The organism is Mycobacterium sp. E3247 (assembly GCF_001667785.1).
Taxonomy (GTDB): Bacteria; Actinomycetota; Actinomycetes; order Mycobacteriales; family Mycobacteriaceae; genus Mycobacterium.
Genome location: NZ_LZJG01000526.1, coordinates 1 through 14977, shown reverse-complemented (window position 1 = coordinate 14977; position 14977 = coordinate 1). Strand labels below are relative to the sequence as shown.

Here is a 14977-nt window from a genome sequence, read left to right as displayed (position 1 = left end):
GCGCCGATCTTCTCGTACGGGTCCTCCAGCTCGATCTCCTTGGCGATGGACACACCATCGTTGGTGATCGTGGGGGCGCCCCACTTCTTCTCCAGGACGACGTTGCGGCCCTTGGGACCCAACGTCACCTTTACCGCGTCGGCGAGGGCGTTGAGCCCCCGCTCGAGGCCGCGACGGGCCTCTTCGTCGTAAGCAATGATCTTGGACATTGCGAAGTGAATCCTCCGGTTGGGGGTTACACGTCTTTGGCCGGACGCAGTGCCCGCGACGGACGACCGCAGCTGTGTTCGGCTTCAGTCTCACCGTCCCGACCTAGCACTCACTGGTCGCGAGTGCCAAAGTCATTCTTAGCACTCGCCTATGCCGAGTGCAAGGTTGCCGTCGACCAGGCGGCTGCTCGGCTCAGCCCCTCGCCTGAGCAGACCCGTTGGTGAGGTCACAGTCGACATAACGCTGCAGGTTGGGTGCGATTGCGGCGATCACCTCGTCATCCGGCATCGACGCGAGAGGCTCCATCTTCCAGACGTAGCGGATCAGCGCAAAGCCCACCATCTGCGACGCGATGAGCCCGCTGCGAACCAGTCGGTCCCGTTCGTCGCCGTCCAGTGCCGCGCTGTTCATCATGCTGTCGACTACCCCACGCCGTAATTTCTCGCGCGCCGTCGGTTCGTGCGCGGCGGTCTGCAGGATGGCACACATAGTCGGCCCGATCTCCTCGTCGGACCAGCTCGCCAGCAGCACCTGGACCAGGGCGGTGCCGAGCTTCTCGGTCGGCGTCGTCCAGACCTTCGCGACGGCTTCCAGCCATTTCTGCGGCGGGTTCGTCGCGGCGTCAAGCAACCGCTCCTTCGTCCCGAAGTAGTGATAGACCAGCGCGGGGTCGACGTCGGCCGCGCGCGCCACCGCCCGGATGGTGGTTCCCGCCCAGCCGTGTTCGGCGAACTCATCACGGGCGGCGACAACAATCTTCGCGGCCAGCACCCCCCGTTCATCTCGCGGACCGGGAGTTATCGGCCTCTTCGCCATACGTTTCACCATAGCGTGAAATTTCCCCGGCGCTGAACCTAGACTCACGCTGGCGTGAAACTTCGTCTCAACTACCCCCACCCACAGGAGGAAGACATGGCCGCCGCTCCATCCCCCCAAGGCCCCGATGTTCTCGTCGTCGGTGCCGGACCGGTCGGTCTGGTCGCCGCCGCCGAACTCGCCCGCCGCGGCGTGCGCGTTCGGGTCATCGACAAGCTGGCGCAACCCACCGAACACTCGCGCGCGATCGCGGTGCACGCGCGCAGCCTCGACATGTTCGACCGGATGGGCATCGTCGACGAACTGGTGAGCACCGGGGTCAAGACCAGCGCGATGGAGTGCTACGCCGGCCACAAAAAACTGGCCCGGATCCCGTTCGGTGCGGTCGACAGCGCGTTCCCGTTCTGTTTGGTCACGGCGCAGACCGAGACCGAACGCGTGCTGGGCGAGCACCTGCAATCGCTCGGCGTCACCGTCGAGCGCAACGTCGAGCTGGTGGCACTGACCCAGGACGCCGACGCCGTGCACCTCACCCTGCGGCGCTCCGACGGCCCGGAAGACGGTCCGGTCGAACAGCTCAGCGCCTCCTGGGTCGTCGGATCCGGTGGAGCGCACAGCACGGTGCGGCGCCTGGTGGGCACGAAGCTCGCCGGTTCCTTCACCGGGACACATGTCGTGATGGGTGACGTCGACGCCGAGCACACGCTGGATGTGGACTCCTGGTACACCTTCTTCCACCCCGACGGTCCCGTGGTGGTGCTGCCGATGCGCGACGGGCGGATCCGATTCCTCGCCCCGGTGCGCGACGCACCAGGTACCCCGGTCAACCGGAATCCGAGCCAGCAGGAACTGCAGCAGATACTCGATCAGCGGATCGGCGACATCCGGTTGGTGCGCTCACATTGGCTGACCGGTTTCGAGATACACCACGCGAGGGTTCCCGCGTACCGCTGGGGCCGGGCGTTCCTGGCCGGCGACGCCGCTCACATCCACAGCCCTGCCGCCGGACAGGGCATGAACACCGGCATGCAGGACGCGTTCAACCTGGGCTGGAAGCTGGCCGCGGCGGTCAACGGCGAAGGCGGTGACACGCTGCTCAACAGCTACGAGGCCGAGCGCCTCCCGGTCGCCCAGCACGTCATCACGTTCACCGACCGGCTCACCAGGCTCGCCACGATGTCCGGGGTGGCCGGCCGGATCCGCGACGTGGTGATCGAAACGGCGTCGCACATCCCGGCGGCCCGGCGAGCCATGGCCAACTTGATGGAAGAGGTCACCATCGGCTACCAGGACAGCCCGATCGCCGTGGGGAAACCTCCAGCGCATGCGAAAGTAGTTGCCGGCCAATATTTTCCGCACGTGTCCGACGTGGCCGTGCATAAGCAGCTGAGCGTCGTGAGCGGTAGCCAGAACCCGGGGCACACCGTGGTCACCATCGCCCCCGAGCAGGTGGCCCCCGCCGCCGGTGGCGACGGTCAGGTCCAGGTGCTGGTGACCGGCGACGAGGCGTCCGTCGCCGGCTACGACGCCGTGATCGCCGACCCGAACAGCGTTGTGGCACAACGGGTTGGGCTCACGGGCGGTGGGCGGGTAGTGATACGCCCGGACGGCTACGTCGGTGCCGTCGCCGCCCTCGACGACACCACCACGGTGCCCACCTACTTCGCCACGATCAGGGGCTGACCGCCGGTGAACACCCTTGCCGGTAAGCGGGCGCTGGTCACCGGCGGAAGCCGGGGCATCGGCGCGGCGATCGTGCGACGGCTGGCCGCCGAAGGCGCGGCGGTGGCGGTCAACTACGCGTCGGATGAGAAGTCGGCCGACGCCCTGGTGGACGAGCTCCGTGCGGCCGGACATCAGGCGGCGGCGTTTCGTGCCGACGTCAGCGATCCCGCCCAGACCAGCGATCTGGTGGAGCGCGTCAACGCCGCCTTCGGCGGGATCGACCTGCTTGCCAGCAACGCCGGCGTCGAGCACTTCGGCGCACTGGAATCCCTCACCCTGGCCGACTTCGACCGGGTGTTCCGGATCAACGTCGCCGGCCAGCTGTTCGTCACCCAAGCGGCGGTTGCTCGGATGCCGACCGGCGGCCGGATCGTGCTGACCTCGTCGGTGAGCGCGCGCGTCGCCGTCGCACGCCACACCCTGTATGCGGCCAGCAAGGCGGCGGTATCTGCGATGGTGCTGAACCTCGCGCCGGAACTCGCCGCGCGCGGGATCGCCATCAACGCCATCGCCCCGGGCGGAACCGCGACCGACATGGCGGCCGAATTTGCCGGCGACTACATACCCCCGGCACTGGCCGACGTGCCTTTTCAAGCCCTGCTGCAATCCCTCAACGCGCTCGGCAGGTTGGCCGCACCGGACGAAATCGCTTCCGTCGTGGCCTTCCTGCTGTGTGCGGATGCCTCCTACATCACGGGCGCGACGCTCGACGCGTCCGGGGGATGGATGTGACCCTATCGGGGCGGACGTAAACCATCGATGACGACGCCGGTCGCCCGCTCGGCCAACACCGGGTCGTAGGCCTGCATCGCCTGGCACCCGACGAGGATCGCCTTCACGTCGCCCATGTCGACGTCCCGCCGCGCGGTGCCGGCTTCCTGCGCGGCGCGCAGCAGCTCGCCGAGCATGGCCTTGAAGGCGTCCTCCGCCTCGGGCGCGGCGCAGGCGATGTCGATTCCGTACCCGGCCAGTGCGTCCACCAGGCCGCGGTCCGCCGCCCCCCACTGCAACACCAGCGAGCGCAGGAAGACGAAGAGCGCCTCCCCCGGCCCCTCGGACTCCAACAGGGCGCGCCCGTCGTCGACCATCCGCTGCATCCGGTCCGCGATGACCGCGGTGAACAGCGCCTCCTTGGTCGGGAAGTGCCGGTAGACGGTGCCGGCCCCGACCCCCGCGCGCCGCGCGATCTCGTCGATCGGCACGGACAGGCCCTCGGCCGCGAAGGTTTCGTAGGCCACGTCCAGCACGCGGGCACGATTGCGTGCCGCGTCGGCGCGCAACGGCCGTGCGGGTTGCGCCAAGTGTTTACCACCCATCGGTTGACAAAGCGGAGCGTGCGTTCCGTATAGTCGGAATCAACCGGAGCGCCCGCCCCGCTTAGTCTACAAGTTGAAGGAGCTTCCATGGCCAAATGGACCGCAGCGGACATCCCCGACCAGACCGGACGCGTCGCCGTCATCACCGGGGCCAACACCGGCCTCGGCTACGAGACCGCCGCCGCGCTGGCCGACCACGGCGCCCGCGTCGTGCTGGCGGTGCGCAACCTGGACAAGGGCAAGGACGCCGCCGCCCGGATCGCCGCCAAGAGCCCGCACGCCGACGTCGCACTCCAGGAACTCGACCTGACGTCGCTGGACTCCGTCCGCGCCGCGGCCCAACAGCTCAAGGCCGACTACGACCGCATCGACCTGCTGATCAACAACGCCGGCGTCATGTACACGCCAAAGGAAACCACCAAAGACGGCTTCGAGATGCAGTTCGGCACCAACCACCTGGGCCACTTCGCGCTCACCGGCCTGCTGCTGGAGCGGCTGCTGCCGGTCGCCGGTTCGCGGGTCGTGACGGTGAGCAGCATGGGCCACCGCATTCTCGCCGACATCCACTTCGACGACCTGCAATGGGAGCGCTCCTACAACCGGGTGGCGGCCTACGGGCAGGCCAAGCTGGCCAACCTGCTGTTCACCTACGAACTGCAGCGCAAGCTCGCCCCCCACGGCACGACGATTGCCGCCGCCGCCCACCCCGGCGGGTCGAACACCGAGCTGGGCCGCTACACGCCCGCGGCGTTGCGGCCGCTCGTCAACGTGTTCTTCTCGGTGATCGCTCAGGACGCGGCCATGGGCGCCCTTCCGACGCTGCGGGCCGCGACCGACCCGGGCGTGCTCGGCGGCCAGTACTACGGCCCGGACGGGTTCGGCGAGGTGCGCGGCTATCCCAAGCTGGTGGCTTCGAGCGAGAAGTCCCACGACGCCGCGCTGCAGCGGCGGCTCTGGGAGGTCTCCGAGCAGCTCACCGGGGTGGTCTATCCCACCGACTGAGCCAATGGTGCCGACCCGCTGCGCCCGGCACATGCGCCGCGCTTGCGATCGGCACTAGGGCAGGTCGAGCAGCTGCTCGTAGAAACCGCCGAAGCCGCGGGCCCGGTCGGCCAGGTGGATCTCCAGGATCCAGTGGCAGATGCGGCCGGCCGGGTCCGTGCGCCGCATCGGCTTGTCCGACCCCGGCGCGATGTACCACTGGACGCCGGGCCCGGCGATCTTGCGGTGCGGGAACTCCCCGACCAGGTGACCGGCGATCGAGCTGGCGAACTCGAATCCCTCGGAGTGCGCCACGCCGACGACAAAGTCGTACAGCTCGGCGCCGGTGACGTCGGGGCGCCGGTCGAAGTACTCGCGGCCGGCCTGCCACACCCGGGGCAGCGCGTCGCGAAGCGCCGTCTTGTCCGGGTCGTCGCCGAGCACGAAGGTGCGGCCGAAGTCCGCCTCCCACTCGGCGAAGATGGGCCCCAGGTCGAGAAAGACGACGTCGCCGTCGGCGACCACCCGGTCCGGCGGGCGCTCATTGAAGGGTTGCAGCGTGTTCTCGCCGGCCCGCACGATCCGCCGATGCCAGTGCCGGGTCACCCCCAACATTCGCGCGGCCAGATGGTTGATTTCGTCGGACAGCTGCCGCTCGGAGATGCCGGGGCGGATCATGGCGCGCCGCTCGATCTCGTCGAACAACCGCTCGGCCCCGGCCTGCGCGTCCAGCAGCCGTTCCACCCGCGTCTGTTCGTCCGCCCCCTGCACACCGGCGATGCTAACTGGCAGGCTGGGCGCATGTCCCTCGTCGTGCCGCCGTATCCCCCGCCCCGCTACACCGCCGACCAGCCCGAGGTCAGCGCCTGGCTCAAGCGGGCCGACTCGTCACCCGACTATGAAACCGGGGGCGTCAAGTACCACTACCTGGCCAACCAGCGCGACACCGACGGCGACTACGGGCTGTACCGGGTCGACATCCCCGCGGGCGGCGGCGGGCCGGGGCCGCACTTTCACCGGGCGATGTCCGAGGCGTTCTTCGTGCTGTCCGGAACGATGAAGCTCTACGACGGCACCCAGTGGGCCGACGGCCGGCAGGGCGACTTCCTCTACGTGCCGCCCGGCGGCGTCCACGGCTTCCGCAACGGGGCCGACGAGCCGGCGTCGATCCTGATGCTGTTCGCCCCGGGCGCCCCGCGGGAGGCCTACTTCGAAGGCTTCGCTGCGCTGGCCGACATGACCGACGACGAGCGCCGGGAGTGGTTCGTCCGCCACGACAACTACTGGGTGCAGTAGCTAGGGTGTCGCTGTGCAGGCAACGAAGCTGTCGAAGCGGGCAGCGGCCAGGGCTCAGCAAAAACTCGATATGGCGATGAGCGCACCGGTGCGGGCCGCGGCGCGGGTCAAGCGGTCGCGATCGCCGATGCAGATCACCTCGCGGGTCGGGGGGGTCACCCGCCCCAGCGGTAGTCGGCGTCGACCAGCTCGCGGGTGCGCTCGAAGAAGGTCCGCCCGCTGTAAGGCAGTTGGGTGACGACCTTCCCGCTGGGATGCCGGAAGTAGTTGTCGCACGCCAGCCACACCTTGCCCGCCATGGCGGCCTGGATCTCGTCGTTGTAGCGGCGCTGCGCGTCGGGTGCCACCTCGACGGTGCGCGCGGCGCGGCGGTTCATGACGTCGAGGATGTGGCGGACGAACGTCGTCTGCGCTTCGTGGATGTAGATGATCGAGTTGACGCCGTTCGTGTTGGGGCCGTACAGCGTGAAGAAGTTCGGGTAGCCGGCCACCAGCGTGCCCAGGTAGGCCTCGGCGCCGTCGCTCCAGACGTCGGCGAGACGACGGCCGCCGGTTCCGTACACGTCGATGCTGGCCAGGTAGTCGGCGGCGGTGAACCCGGTGCCGTAGACGATGGTGTCGACGCGGTGCTCGACGCCGTCGGCGGTGCGCACCCCGCGCTCGGTCAGCTCGGCGATCGGGGTCGTCTCCAGGGAGACGTTGGGCAGCGCGAACGTGGGGTACCAGTCGCGTGACATCAGCGGCCGCTTGCAGCCGGCCGGGTAGTCCGGCGTCAGCTTGGCCCGCAGCTGCGGGTCGGCGACCTTGCGCATGAGGTAGCTGCGGGCCAGCTCGGTCGCCTCCCGGGTCTGGGCGTCGTCGACGTCGAAGCTGGCCGACTCGTAGGCGGCGAAGGCCTCGTCGCGCAGCTTGCGCGCCGCGGCCGGGTCGCGTTCGAACAGCTCGTGCTGCTCGGGGGTGAACGGGAAGTCGAACCGGGGCGCGATCCAGATCGGCGTCCGCTGAAACACGGTCAGGTGCGCGGTGTTCGGGGCGATCGCCGGCACGTACTGGATCGCGCTGGCGCCGGTGCCGATGGAGGCCACCCGCTCCCCGGCCGTCGACTTGCTGTGGTCCCAGCGCGCGGAGTGGAAGCGGCGGCCCCGGAACCGCTGCGTCCCGGGGATGTCCGGGATGTGGGGCACGTCGAGCATTCCCACGGCGCTGACCACCACGTCGAACTCGTGCTCGGCCCCGCCGTCGTCGGTCAGTGTCCAGCGGCGCCGGGTGTCCGACCAGCGCGCGGTTGTGATCGCGGTGTTCGCCCGCAGGTGCGCGCCCAGCCCGTGCCGGGTGGCCACGGTCTCGAGGTAGGTCAGGATCTCGGGCTGGTTGGCGTAGGTCTTGCTCCACCGCGGGTTGGGCGCGAACGAATACGAATACAGGTGCGACGGGACGTCGCACGCCGCGCCCGGGAAGGTGTTGTGCCGCCAGGTCCCCCCGAAGCCGTCGGCCCGGTCGAAGAGGGTGAACCGGTAGCCGCCCTCGGCCAGCTGGATGCCCATGGCGATGCCGCCGGCGCCCGCGCCGATGATCCCGACGGTCGGCTGCTCACCCATTCAGGCCCATTGCGCGTAGTACGGTCGCCCCGGCCGGCTCTTCTCCACCAGGATGAACACCACCCCCCAGGGGTCGGCGAACCATGTGGTGCGCACCCCGGCGACCTCCGCGATTCCGTTGACCAGGAAGCGCACCCCCCTGCGCTCCAGCTCCGCCCGGGTGGCGTCGAGGTCCGCACAGATCAGCCCGACGTGGGACAACCCGTGATCGGTGAGGGCCCGGCCGCCGGCGCGCCCGTCTTCGCCGAGGTATTCGATGACCTCGAGCACCCGATCGCCGTCGTCGCCGAAGCCCACGATGGCCGCCTTCATGCTGGGATCAGCCACCAGCTCGCCCATGTCGTCGCGAATGGCGTTACCGGTCATGACATACGGCGGCGAAAGCACACGCAGGCCCAACACGTCGCGGTAGAACGCCACGGCGGCTTCGCAATCCGGAACGCACACGCCGGTGTGGGCCACTCCGGTAATCACGTTCTCGACTCTACGTCGGACCGACCGCCTCACCGGGTCGGCCCGGGAAATCCGACCGGCCGATAATGGCCGGGTGCGGTCGGTAGCTGAGCATCAACGTGTCGTAGCCGAACTCATCCAGCCCCGGCCGGCGGTGACCGCCGCGCTGGCCGACGCGCAGGGGCTGGTCCTGGCCGAGGACGTGGTCGCGCGGCTGGCACTGCCGGTCTTCGACAACTCCGCGATGGACGGGTACGCGGTGCGGGCCGAGGAGACGTCCGGCGCCACACCCGAGCACCCGGTGGTCCTCCAGGTCGCCGAGGACATTCCCGCCGGGCGCACCGACGAGTTGACGCTGAAGCCGAACACCGCGCATCGGATCATGACCGGCGCGCCGCTGCCCGCCGGTGCGACGGCCGTCGTCCCGGTCGAGGACACCGACGGCGGCGTGGCGGTCGTCTCGATCCGCGCGCCGCGCGCGGCCGGCGCGCACATCCGCCGGGCGGGCGAGGACGTCGCCCAGGGCACCACCGTGCTGCGACGGGGCCAGTTGGTGACCCCGGCCGTGCTGGGCCTGGCCGCGGCGCTGGGCATGGCCGAGCTGCCGGTGCTTCCGCGCCAGCGGGTGCTGGTGATGTCCACCGGGTCGGAGCTGGTGGCGCCGGGCAACCCGCTGCGGCCCGGTCAGATCTACGAGTCCAACTCGATCATGCTGGCCGGGGCCGTGCGCGACGCCGGCGCCGAGGTGGTCGCCGTGGCGACCGCGGAAGACGACGTGGCGCAATTCAGCTCGGTCCTCGATCGCTACGCGGCCGACTGCGACCTGATCATCACCAGTGGCGGGGTGAGCGCCGGCGCCTACGAGGTGGTCAAGGACGCCTTCGGGCGCGCCGGCGACCAGGGCGTCGAGTTCGTCAGGGTGGCGATGCAGCCGGGCATGCCGCAAGGCATCGGCCGGGTGGCCGGCGCGACCATCGTCACCCTGCCGGGCAACCCGGTCAGCGCGCTGGTGTCCTTCGAGGTGTTCATCCGGCCCGCGCTGCGCGACGCCATGGGCCTGCCCGACCCCGACCGCCCACACCGGGCCGCCGTGCTCACCGAGTCGTTGACCTCGCCGCGCGGCAAGCGGCAATTCCGGCGCGCGGTGCTGGACCGCGACGCCGGCACCGTCACCAGTTACGGGCCGCCGGCGTCGCATCACCTCCGCTGGCTGGCGTCGGCGAATGCGCTGCTCGACATCCCCGAGGACGTCGTGGAGGTGTCGGAGGGGACCGAGCTTCAGGTCTGGGACCTCACCTAATCCCCGGTGACGGCCGTCTTGGCCCGGCGCAGCCGCGGCGCCGTCTCCTCGTTGGCATGCATGTCGAGGGTGGGCGTTCCCCCTGCGGGCGGGAACCAACCGGCCCCCGCCTTTCGTAAGATGGCCGCGTGGCACGACGCCCCCGCCCCATCGGCCCCACCGCCGAGGATCCAGAGTTCAGCCCGCAGCACGCGTTGGGGTTGGTGCGCTCGGCGATTCCGCCGGTTCACCCGGCCGGCCGCCCGTTCATCGCCGGCGGGCTGGCGGTGGCGCTGGCCGGCCGCAGGCACCGCTGGGTGCGGCGGGCCGGCCTGCTGGCGGCGGCCGCCTGCGCGGGCTTCTTCCGCCACCCGCCGAGGGTGCCGCCGGCCCGGCCGGACGCGATCGTCGCGCCCGCCGACGGGGTGGTGTGCGTCATCGACTCCGCCGCCCCGCCCGCCGAACTCGGCATGGGCGACGCGCTCCTGCCGCGGGTCAGCATCTTCCTCTCGCTGCTCGACGCCCACGTGCAGCGCGCGCCGGTGAGCGGCGAGGTGATCGCCGTAGAGCACCGGCCCGGCCGGTTCGGGTCGGCGGATCTCGCCGCGGCGAGCACCGAGAACGAGCGCACCAGCCTGCGGATCCGGACGCCCAGCGGCGCGGAGGTGGTGGCGGTGCAGGTCGCCGGCCTGCTGGCGCGGCGCATCATCTGCGACGCGCGCGTCGGGGACAAGCTGACCATCGGGGACACCTACGGCCTGATCCGGTTCGGCTCCCGGCTCGACACCTACCTCCCGGCGGGCGCCGACCCGCTGGTCCGAGAGGGCCAGCGCGCGATCGCCGGCGAAACCATGCTGGCCGAACTGCCATGATCAGCAAGCCGCGCGGCAGGCGGCCGGTCAACCTGCAGATCCTGCCCAGCGCGATGACCGTGCTGTCCATCTGCGCGGGCCTGACCGCGATCCGGTTCGCCCTCGAGCATCAGCCCAAGGCCGCGATGGCCTTGATCGCCGCGGCCGCCATCCTGGACGGGCTGGACGGCCGGGTGGCCCGCCTCCTGGACGCCCAGTCGCGCATGGGCGAGGAGATCGACTCGCTGGCCGACGCGGTGAACTTCGGGGTGACGCCGTCGATTGTCATCTACGTGACGATGCTGACGAAGTCGCCGGCCGGCTGGGTGGTGATCCTGCTCTACGCGGTGTGCGTGGTGTTGCGGCTGGCCCGGTACAACGCGCTGCAGGCCGACGGCAGCCAGCCCGCCTACACGCACGAGTTCTTCGTCGGCATGCCGGCGCCGGCGGGCGCCGTGTCGATGATCGGGCTCATCGGGCTCAAGTTGCAGTTCGGCGAGGGCTGGTGGACCTCGACGACGTTCCTGTGCATCTGGATCACGGGGACGTCGATGCTGATGATCAGCAAGATCCCGATGCGCAAGATGCACGCCGCGGCGGTGCCCCCCAGCTGGGCCGCGCCGCTGCTGGCTCTGCTGGCGATCTGCGCGGCCGCGGCCGTGCTCGCGCCCTACGTCCTGATCTGGGTGATCATCGTCGCCTACCTCTGCCACGTGCCGTTCGCGGTCCGCAACCAGCGCTGGCTGGCCGCCCACCCCGAGGCGTGGTCCGACGAGCCCAAGCAGCGCCGCGCCGCCCGCCGCGCGATCCGCCGGGCGCAACCGCACCGCCGGTCGATGGCGCGGCTCGGGCTGCACAAGCCGGGTGGGCGCCTGCGATGAGCCGGCCGGGCGACGATGCGGCCCGCCAGCTCACGCTCACCGCGCGGTTGAACACCGCCGCCGTCGATTCGCGCCGCGGCGTCGTCCGCCTGCACCCGAGCGCGGTTGCCGCGCTGGGCATCCGGGAGTGGGACGCGGTGGCGCTGACGGGCTCGCGCACCACGGCCGCGGTGGTGGGCCTGGCCGGCCCGGACACCCCGATCGGCACCGCCCTGCTCGACGACGTGACGCTGTCGAACGCGGGGCTGCGCGAGGGCACCGCGGTGATCGTCGGCGCGGTCACCGTCTACGGCGCCCGGTCGGTGACGCTGTCCGGCTCGACGTTGGCCAGCCAGTCGATCTCGCCGGTCACCCTGCGGCAGGCCCTGCTGGGCAAGGTGCTGACCGTCGGCGACGCCGTGTCGCTGCTGCCCCGCGACCTGGGCCCGCCGTTCTCGACGTCGGGCGCCGCCCGCGCACTGGCCGCCTCGGTCGGCATCAGCTGGACGTCGGAGCTGCTGACGGTCACCGGCGTCGACCCGGCGGGACCGGTCAGCGTGCAGCCCAACTCGCTGGTCACCTGGGGCGCCGGTGTGCCGTCCGCGGCCGGGCCGTCGCAGGAGTTCGTCGACGTCGTCGGACCGGAGACCGTCGTCGAGGAACTGAAGGGATCGCAGCCGCAGGCTGCCAAGCTCGCCGAATGGCTCAAGCTCGCACTCGACGAGCCGCACCTGCTCAAGACGCTGGGCGCCGGCGCCAACCTCGGCGTGCTGGTGTCGGGCCCGGCCGGCGTCGGCAAGGTGACGCTGGTGCGCGCGGTCTGCGACGGCCGCCGGCTGGTGAAGCTGGACGGGCCGGAGGCCGGCGCGCTGAACGCCGAAGACCGGCTCAAGACGGTGAGCGCGGCGGTGCGTGCCGTCCGCAACGGCGGTGGCGTGCTGCTGATCACCGATGTCGACGCCCTGCTGCCCGCCACCCCCGAGCCGGTGGCCGCGCTGATCCTGGGCGAGCTGCGCACCGCGGTGGCCACCGAGGGTGTCGCGCTGATCGCCACATCGGCCCGGCCCGACCAGCTCGACGCCCGGCTGCGCGCGCCCGACCTGTGCGACCGGGAGCTGAGCCTGCCCCTGCCTGACGCCGGCACCCGCAAGGCGCTCTTGGAGTCGCTGCTGAAGTCGGTACCCGCCGGCGACCTGGATCTGGTTGAGATCGCTTCCCGCACGCCTGGTTTCGTGGTCGCCGACCTCGCCGCGCTGGTGCGGGAGGCGGCGCTGCGGGCGGCGTCGCGCGCCAGCTCCGACGGCCGCCCGCCCGAGCTGAACCAGGAGGACCTGCTCGGGGCGCTGACCGTCATCCGGCCGCTGTCCCGTTCGGCCAGCGAGGAAGTGGCCGTCGGCAACGTCACCCTCAACGACGTCGGCGACATGGCCGAGGCCAGGCAGGCGCTCACCGAGGCCGTGTTGTGGCCCCTGCAGCATCCCGACACCTTCGCCCGGTTGGGCGTGGAACCGCCCCGCGGGGTGCTGCTGTACGGACCGCCCGGCTGCGGCAAGACGTTCGTCGTGCGCGCGCTGGCCAGCACCGGGCAGCTGTCCGTGCACTCGGTCAAGGGCTCCGAGCTGATGGACAAGTGGGTGGGCAGCTCGGAAAAGGCCGTCCGCGAACTGTTTCGGCGCGCCCGCGACTCCGCCCCGGCGCTGGTGTTCCTCGACGAGATCGACGCGCTGGCGCCGCGGCGCGGGCAGAGCTTCGACTCGGGCGTGACCGATCGGGTGGTGGCCGCGCTGCTGACCGAGCTCGACGGCGTCAACCCGCTACGCGACGTCGTCGTGCTGGGCGCCACCAACCGGCCGGACCTGATCGATCCCGCGCTGCTGCGCCCGGGCCGGCTCGAGCGGCGGGTGTTCATCGAACCGCCCGACGCCGCCGCCCGGCGCGAAATCCTGCGCACCGCGGGCAAATCCGTCCCGCTGAGCGACGACGTCGACCTCGACGAGGTCGCCGCCGGGCTCGACGGCTACAGCGCCGCCGACTGCGTGGCGCTGCTGCGGGAGGCGGCGCTGACGGCGATGCGGCGCTCCATCGACGCCACCGACGTGACGGCCGCCGACATCGCGGCCGCGCGCCAAATCGTGCGCCCCTCACTGGATCCCGGGCAGGTCCAGGCGCTACGCGCCTTCGCCGAAGGCCCGTAGCACGGCCCGCGCCGACGCCGCGACGTCGCGTTCCAGCCATTTCGGCATCGGGTCGTCATGGGCGTGGCGTCGGACCACGGCGTACGGCAGGTCCGCGACCGCCCGCGCGACGGCGTCGACGGACCGGGGCCTGCTGTTGCCGTACAGCCCGCGGGCCAGGGCCGCGATTCGCTCGGTCAGCGGGGCGTTCATCGCGGCCAGCGTCTCGCGGAACGCCGCGTCGGGTTCCTCGTCGAGCAGGTCACCGGGCCGGATCGTCAACAGCAGCCGGGCGTCGTCGGGCAGCTCGCGCGCGAAGCTGACGGCGGCCACGGCCATCGCCGTGGCGGTTTCCATCGGAGTCTGGCCGTCGGCGGCCAGCGCCCGCGCCTGGAACCGGTCCAGCGCGCGCAGCCACGCCGCCGTCAGGACGCCGTCGCGGTTGCCGAACCGGTGATAGAGCGTGCCCGCGGGGGCTCCGCTGGCCTTGGCGATCGCCGCGACGCTGGCCGCGCGCGGCCCACCGTCGAGCACCAGGGCCCGGGCGGCGTCGAGGATCACGTCGGTTTCGTGCTTTCGCGGAGGTGCCACGATCTAGTACATTCCTTCTATATGGAACGATTACCCTATATCGATGAGCATGCCATAACAGTCGACGCGAGCCGTGGCGACACGTGGTCGGCACTCTTAGCGGTGCTGTGCCGGGACCCCGGCGATCCATCGACCGTGCCGCCCGGTTTCGTGCTGGACGGGGCGCGGGCGCCGGAGTGGTTCGCGCTCAAGGGCAGGCACCCGTTCGCGGTGTACCGCTGGGTGTTCGAGCTGGAGGACGCGGCGCCGGGGCGCACCCGGGTGCGCGCGGCGACCTGGGCGGCCTTCCCGGGCGCGCACGGGAAGGCCTACCGGGCGCTGGTCATCGGCACGGGCGGTCACCGCGTCGTCACGCGGTGGACGCTGAAACGCGTCGCCAGCGCCGCCGCGCACGCCGACTACGCCGACGTGTTCGAAGTACCCCTCCCGCAAGGCGACTCACGCACCGCCGAGGAGACGTTCCGCGACGCCCTGCGGGATGCGCCGGGTGGGGGCGTGATCTTGTGGATCCACCGCCACCTGCTGAGGTTCGACCTCGGGCCGGTCTCGTCGCCCGATCACATCATCGGCTGGACGATCGCGCGCTCGGATCGCGACGAGCTCGTGCTGACCGCCCGGGGTCCGCTGATGCGCGGTGAGCTGACGCTGCGGCGCCACGACGGCCGGCGCGCCGGCCTCACCACCCGCGTGCATTATTGCCACAGGTTCACCGCCCGCGCGGTCTGGGCCGTCGTCGGCCCGCTGCATCGGGTCGTGGCGCCGCGGCTGATGGCACGCGCCGCGCGGTACGACCTCACGGCGACGGCCGGGCAGTCCTGAACCCTTCG

The 14977-nt window shown here is 71.1% G+C and carries 16 protein-coding genes; 9 read left to right on the top strand and 7 right to left on the bottom strand.

All coding sequences use genetic code 11. The annotated features are described in order from the left end of the window. Positions 1-209, bottom strand: a 209-nt coding sequence (locus A9X04_RS27120; RefSeq protein WP_304442414.1) for a TCP-1/cpn60 chaperonin family protein, incomplete at its 3' end; no start/stop codon positions are given. Between the two features lie 193 nt (positions 210-402). After that, positions 403-981, bottom strand: a complete 579-nt coding sequence (locus tag A9X04_RS27115) for a TetR family transcriptional regulator (protein ID WP_082973037.1) — start codon at positions 979-981, stop codon at positions 403-405. 141 nt (positions 982-1122) lie between these two features. On the opposite strand from A9X04_RS27115, the gene A9X04_RS27110 reads away from it, so the two are divergent. Continuing rightward, a complete protein-coding gene (locus tag A9X04_RS27110; RefSeq protein WP_082975281.1) occupies positions 1123-2709 on the top strand; it encodes an FAD-dependent monooxygenase in 1587 nt (528 codons plus the stop codon). Positions 2710-2715: 6 nt separating this feature from the next. Further along, positions 2716-3483: an SDR family NAD(P)-dependent oxidoreductase gene (locus A9X04_RS27105; protein ID WP_067927613.1), complete on the top strand. Its 768-nt coding sequence runs from the start codon at positions 2716-2718 to the stop codon at positions 3481-3483. A 2-nt stretch (positions 3484-3485) separates the two neighbouring features. Here the strand turns inward: A9X04_RS27105 and A9X04_RS27100 are convergent, their stop codons facing one another. Next, positions 3486-4067, bottom strand: coding sequence for a TetR/AcrR family transcriptional regulator (locus A9X04_RS27100; RefSeq protein WP_067927609.1), 582 nt, complete (start codon positions 4065-4067; stop codon positions 3486-3488). Between the two features lie 87 nt (positions 4068-4154). Here A9X04_RS27100 and A9X04_RS27095 point away from each other — a divergent pair, with 87 nt between their 5' ends. Then, positions 4155-5069 (top strand): SDR family NAD(P)-dependent oxidoreductase, encoded by a 915-nt coding sequence (locus A9X04_RS27095; RefSeq protein WP_067927598.1) that lies wholly within the window; start codon positions 4155-4157, stop codon positions 5067-5069. A gap of 54 nt (positions 5070-5123) precedes the next feature. Here the strand turns inward: A9X04_RS27095 and A9X04_RS27090 are convergent, their stop codons facing one another. Then, positions 5124-5819: a M24 family metallopeptidase gene (locus A9X04_RS27090; RefSeq protein WP_067927595.1), complete on the bottom strand. Its 696-nt coding sequence runs from the start codon at positions 5817-5819 to the stop codon at positions 5124-5126. 30 nt (positions 5820-5849) lie between these two features. On the opposite strand from A9X04_RS27090, the gene A9X04_RS27085 reads away from it, so the two are divergent. Further along, positions 5850-6344, top strand: coding sequence for a cupin domain-containing protein (locus tag A9X04_RS27085; protein ID WP_067927581.1), 495 nt, complete (start codon positions 5850-5852; stop codon positions 6342-6344). Positions 6345-6499: 155 nt separating this feature from the next. Here A9X04_RS27085 and A9X04_RS27080 read toward each other — a convergent pair whose 3' ends face one another. Both A9X04_RS27080 and A9X04_RS27075 read right to left on the bottom strand, forming a co-directional pair. Beyond that, complete coding sequence (locus A9X04_RS27080) at positions 6500-7942, bottom strand: NAD(P)/FAD-dependent oxidoreductase (RefSeq protein WP_067927578.1); 1443 nt, start codon at positions 7940-7942, stop codon at positions 6500-6502. After that, positions 7943-8416 carry a VOC family protein gene (locus A9X04_RS27075; RefSeq protein WP_067927576.1) on the bottom strand — a complete coding sequence of 158 codons (474 nt, stop codon included), beginning with the start codon at positions 8414-8416 and terminating at the stop codon, positions 7943-7945. A 73-nt stretch (positions 8417-8489) separates the two neighbouring features. Here A9X04_RS27075 and glp point away from each other — a divergent pair, with 73 nt between their 5' ends. The 4 genes from glp (at position 8490) to A9X04_RS27055 (ending at position 13580) form a co-directional block, all read left to right on the top strand. Continuing rightward, complete coding sequence (gene glp / locus A9X04_RS27070) at positions 8490-9695, top strand: gephyrin-like molybdotransferase Glp (RefSeq protein WP_067927574.1); 1206 nt, start codon at positions 8490-8492, stop codon at positions 9693-9695. A 128-nt stretch (positions 9696-9823) separates the two neighbouring features. Further along, positions 9824-10546: a phosphatidylserine decarboxylase gene (locus A9X04_RS27065; protein ID WP_067927571.1), complete on the top strand. Its 723-nt coding sequence runs from the start codon at positions 9824-9826 to the stop codon at positions 10544-10546. Then, positions 10543-11406, top strand: coding sequence for a CDP-diacylglycerol--serine O-phosphatidyltransferase (gene pssA, locus A9X04_RS27060; protein WP_067927569.1), 864 nt, complete (start codon positions 10543-10545; stop codon positions 11404-11406). Before A9X04_RS27065 ends, pssA begins: the two co-directional genes overlap by 4 nt. Beyond that, complete coding sequence (locus A9X04_RS27055) at positions 11403-13580, top strand: AAA family ATPase (protein ID WP_067927567.1); 2178 nt, start codon at positions 11403-11405, stop codon at positions 13578-13580. Before pssA ends, A9X04_RS27055 begins: the two co-directional genes overlap by 4 nt. Here the strand turns inward: A9X04_RS27055 and A9X04_RS27050 are convergent. Continuing rightward, positions 13554-14150 carry a TetR/AcrR family transcriptional regulator gene (locus tag A9X04_RS27050; protein ID WP_067927565.1) on the bottom strand — a complete coding sequence of 199 codons (597 nt, stop codon included), beginning with the start codon at positions 14148-14150 and terminating at the stop codon, positions 13554-13556. The two genes, A9X04_RS27055 and A9X04_RS27050, sit on opposite strands and share 27 nt — an antisense overlap. A gap of 21 nt (positions 14151-14171) precedes the next feature. On the opposite strand from A9X04_RS27050, the gene A9X04_RS27045 reads away from it, so the two are divergent. Beyond that, a complete protein-coding gene (locus A9X04_RS27045) occupies positions 14172-14969 on the top strand; it encodes a DUF2867 domain-containing protein (RefSeq protein WP_067927563.1) in 798 nt (265 codons plus the stop codon). Positions 14970-14977: the final 8 nt, after the last annotated feature.